4 protein-coding genes are annotated in these 1,149 nt (G+C 72.0%); 2 read left to right on the forward strand and 2 right to left on the reverse strand.

Annotated elements, in window-relative coordinates; genetic code table 11:
* Positions 1–79: 79 nt before the first annotated feature.
* Entirely contained in the window at positions 80–286 is a 207-nt protein-coding gene (locus DEIPI_RS0100255; protein WP_027480462.1) for a hypothetical protein, read from the reverse strand.
* Positions 287–413: 127 nt separating this feature from the next.
* On the opposite strand from DEIPI_RS0100255, the gene DEIPI_RS0100260 reads away from it, so the two are divergent.
* Positions 414–656, forward strand: coding sequence for a hypothetical protein (locus DEIPI_RS0100260; RefSeq protein WP_027480463.1), 243 nt, complete (start codon positions 414–416; stop codon positions 654–656).
* 55 nt (positions 657–711) lie between these two features.
* On the opposite strand, the gene DEIPI_RS37105 is transcribed toward DEIPI_RS0100260, so the two are convergent.
* On the reverse strand, positions 712–852 hold the full coding sequence (locus DEIPI_RS37105; RefSeq protein ID WP_157463342.1) for a hypothetical protein: 141 nt from the start codon (positions 850–852) through the stop codon (positions 712–714).
* A gap of 126 nt (positions 853–978) precedes the next feature.
* Here DEIPI_RS37105 and DEIPI_RS27255 point away from each other — a divergent pair.
* Positions 979–1,149, forward strand: a 171-nt coding sequence (locus DEIPI_RS27255; RefSeq protein ID WP_045233325.1) for an adenosylcobinamide-GDP ribazoletransferase, incomplete at its 3' end; no start/stop codon positions are given.

Raw genomic sequence — 1,149 nt, forward strand, 5'->3', positions numbered from 1 at the left:
GCGGCCCGCGCGGGCGAGCACCTCGACGCTGGCGTGGCCGCCCCCGACGAGGACGACGCGGGCGGCGCGGAAGCTCACGTCACTGGTCTTCGAGGTCGCCGCCGGGCGGCTCGCCCGCCATGTCGGTGTCGGCGGAGGGACTGCCGGTGCCCGCCATGCCGCCCATGCCGCCCGTGCGGGCGGTGCCGAGCGTGGTATCAAGGGGCGCCTTCGGGCGTTCGAAGTCGGGGCGGTCGGTCGTGGTGTCGGCTCCGGCGTTCTCGTCGCGGTCGATGGGGTCGGTCATGCTGTCCTCCCGGGTCGTCCGCATCATCGCCCGGCCTGCGGGCGCGCACTTGTGAGGAGCCGAAAGGCATTTTGGGAGTCGGGCGTTTCATGCACCGGTCAGGGAGTTCTGTTAAGCTTTCCTTCATATGGAAGGCGGCCTCATCACCCTGATCGTCGGCGCGATGCTGCTGGTGCTCTTCACGGACGCCGCGCCGTCCCACCTCAAGAACCGCGCGGCGCTCCACGCGATCGCCGCCTCCGCCGGGCTGGGCCTCTTCGTGAGCGGCTACGTCCGCGACGCCGCCGCCCTGATGTCGGTCGGGCTGGGCTTCGGCGCGGTCGGCCTGCTCTTCCTCGCGCTGCCGCGCGCCGCGAGCAAGACGAACTAGCCGTTTCAGTCGAAAGGGCGCCCCGTTCCCGGGGCGCCCCGATTCCTTCGGGGGGTCAGCCGAGCGCGGCCTCGGCGTCCGTGCCCTCGCCGGGGAAGTCCCAGAAGCCCTCCGCGTCGCCCGCGCTGAGGGTGGGACGCAGCAGCCACGCGGCGAACGCCGTGAAGAGTCCGATCAGGGTCGCGAGTACGCTCATGGGCACCTCCTTGGATCTCACTTCAGCATACCTTCTTCATGAACGGTTCACGTGAAGTCAGCCTCTCGGTGCCCTGCGCCTCCCCTCACCCGGGCCGCGCCCGGAGACGCCTGTTAGCATCGGCGCATGCTCCGCTCGCTCGTCCGCGCCGCCCACCTCGCCCTGACCTTCCTGACCACGCTCCCCCTCCCGCACGTCGGGGACGTGCGGGAGGGGGAGTTCGCCCGCGCGAGCGGCTTCTACCCCCTGGCGGGCTGGGCGGTCGGCGCGGTCGTGGCGCTCGCGCTGTGGGGCGCG

This window comes from Deinococcus pimensis DSM 21231 (genome assembly GCF_000519345.1).
Taxonomy (GTDB): domain Bacteria; phylum Deinococcota; class Deinococci; order Deinococcales; family Deinococcaceae; genus Deinococcus_A; species Deinococcus_A pimensis.